Source organism: Kitasatospora sp. NPDC088779 (assembly GCF_040685395.1).
GTDB lineage: Bacteria > Actinomycetota > Actinomycetes > Streptomycetales > Streptomycetaceae > Kitasatospora.
This window is the reverse complement of the sequence record NZ_JBFBHW010000117.1, coordinates 1-2,140: the sequence shown is the minus strand read 5'-3', so window position 1 is coordinate 2,140 and position 2,140 is coordinate 1. Positions and strand designations below refer to the sequence as shown.

The following is a 2,140-nucleotide window of genomic DNA, read 5'->3' as shown; positions in this document are numbered from 1 at the left end:
TCAAGTCCCTCGCCGACTACCTCGCCAAGATCAACCCAGTCGTCCAGGCATCACGGTAATTACTACCCTCATGATTTGTGGCGCATCACACTAGCAGGTGATCGTCCGCCAGGTGGCCGGTTGGCCGGAATCACGGCGCCGAGTCTTCGCAGACCCCTACGCTCCGAAGGGAGTTCGTTGCAAGGAGGGGCTACTGGTGGCGGATGTGCTGGTGTGGGTGATGGAGCGACGGATCGTACTGTCCGATCGCGCCGAGCGACTGCGCAAGGAACTCGCCGAAATCGAGGCCGAGGTAGCGCGGTTGGAGGCGGCGGAGGTGGTGTTCGGGCAGTTCGCCGACGCCCAGCGGACCGGGACGGCCGACGACCCGGCCATGGCCGAGGAGTTCGAGCGGGTCACAACCTCGCCAGTGGCTGGTGGGATGCTGCTGGTCCCGCACCGCGAGCCGGACATGGATCCGAGCGCGCTGCCCGCCGACTACCAGGCGATCATGAAGATCGTAGCCTCGGCACCGGAGCCGGTTCCAGCCAAGGACGTCAGCGTCAGGCTTGGCAGAGGCGTCCAGCCCGGGCAGGTCGAGCCGGTGCGCGACAAACTCAAGCACCTGGCGGACCGGGGTTGGCTGCACCGCACCCCCGCCGGCCGCTTCACCGCCCTGCCACAGCCGACCGCCTGACCGACACCGGCCGGATCTCGGCGTAACACAGGATCCCCCGACGGGTGTTGGGGATTCCATGCGAAAGAAGACCACCCCGCCGAGGGTCCCGGCGGCCTTGTCTACCAGTGCCGCCTGGAGCTGTCCACCGCGACCACGACCATGGTCTCCGACCTGATCCGCGGTCGCCTCAGGAAGATCGGCTCACGCTGGCGCAAGCTGCCGCCCGGGAGGATCGCACTGATCGTCCTTGCGGTCCTGCGCCACGACCGGCGGCTTTCCGACATGGCGGGCGGCAACGACGTCTCCGCCTCCACGGTCCGCCGATGGCTGCTGGAAGTGATCGAACTGCTCGCCGCGCGTGCCCCGCGCCTGGACCGCGCCCTGAAGAAAATCGCCCGCACGGGTGGCGTCGTCGTCCTGCTCGACGGCACCCTCGTACGCACCCGCCGGCGCACCGGGGACGAGAACCGGCCGAACTACTCCGGTAATCACAAGACCCACGGCCTGCTGTTCCTGGCCCTGACCGACGAGAAGGGCAACCTGGTCTGGATCTCGGCGGCGAAGCCGGGCCGCTCCAGCGAGATCACCACTGCCCGCCACAACAAGATCACCGTCCACCTGCGGCAGGCCGGCCTCGGCGCGCTGGCGGACCTCGGGTTCGTCGCGCTGGAAGACGACCCCGATGATCCGGTGATCGTCAACGGGCGCAAGGCGACCCGCAACCACCCGCTGACCGCCGCGCAGAAGGAGGCGAACAAGCTGGTCAGCCGCGAGCGTGCGGCCAACGAGCACGGCTTCGCCGACCTGAAGAACTGGCGCATCCTCACCAAGGTCCGGATGAACGCCCGACACGCCACCGCCCTCCTGCGGGCCCTGCTCGTGCTGACAAACGCCGAGATCCAGCGCTGACCGACGATCACCTACCGGCGATCACGCCTCCGACCCGCACGAGCACCCCACTCCTGCCTCACGCCAGCCCCGCGACCTGCAACTTCAGGTTGGAAATGGGTCATTCTGCTGGGACACCTGGTTCAACCCACCGCCAGAGAGTCCGCCCGCAACCGCACCACCACAGCCGCCCGAGACACCGGACCGGCCCGAGAGGGGGCCCACACCGACCCCACCAGCCCCACCCGGCCTGCTGGCCCAAAGCCATCCGCGCCGTCCGGGCCTGGCTCGACCCCTGGATCACCCTCCAACGCTGCTGGCGCGCCCGGACCAACGCACCCCCACCACCCGAACTCCAAGCCCTCATCGACGCCGTCGCCACCGGCCGCCCACTTGATCTCTACTCCCCGGTATAACAAACCACCGGTAGTTCGAGCATCGTCTCTCTCTTCCCCGTCGGACCGGTCGGCCTCAGCCCTTGAGGTCCGTCTCCTTGCCGTCGCGCGTCACGGCGACACCGCGGGGCACCTCCACCCGGAACTTGGCGTCGCAGTTGGCCAGTCCGGTGCACTGCGCCTGGAGTTCGAGGGTTCC

The 2,140-nt window shown here is 68.3% G+C and carries 2 protein-coding genes; both read left to right on the top strand.

All coding sequences use genetic code 11. The features are described from left to right. Window positions 1-196 precede the first annotated feature (196 nt). Window positions 197-676 carry a hypothetical protein gene (locus AB0P03_RS40725; protein ID WP_363633782.1) on the top strand — a complete coding sequence of 160 codons (480 nt, stop codon included), beginning with the start codon at window positions 197-199 and terminating at the stop codon, window positions 674-676. A gap of 141 nt (window positions 677-817) precedes the next feature. After that, window positions 818-1,567 (top strand): transposase family protein, encoded by a 750-nt coding sequence (locus tag AB0P03_RS40720; protein WP_363633780.1) that lies wholly within the window; start codon window positions 818-820, stop codon window positions 1,565-1,567. The last annotated feature ends 573 nt before the right edge of the window (window positions 1,568-2,140 follow it).

Excerpts from the sequence above, each read along its gene's own strand:
- AB0P03_RS40720 (WP_363633780.1), top strand. The coding sequence starts at position 818 with ATGGTCTCCGACCTGATCCGCGGTCGCCTCAGGAAGATCGGCTCACGC.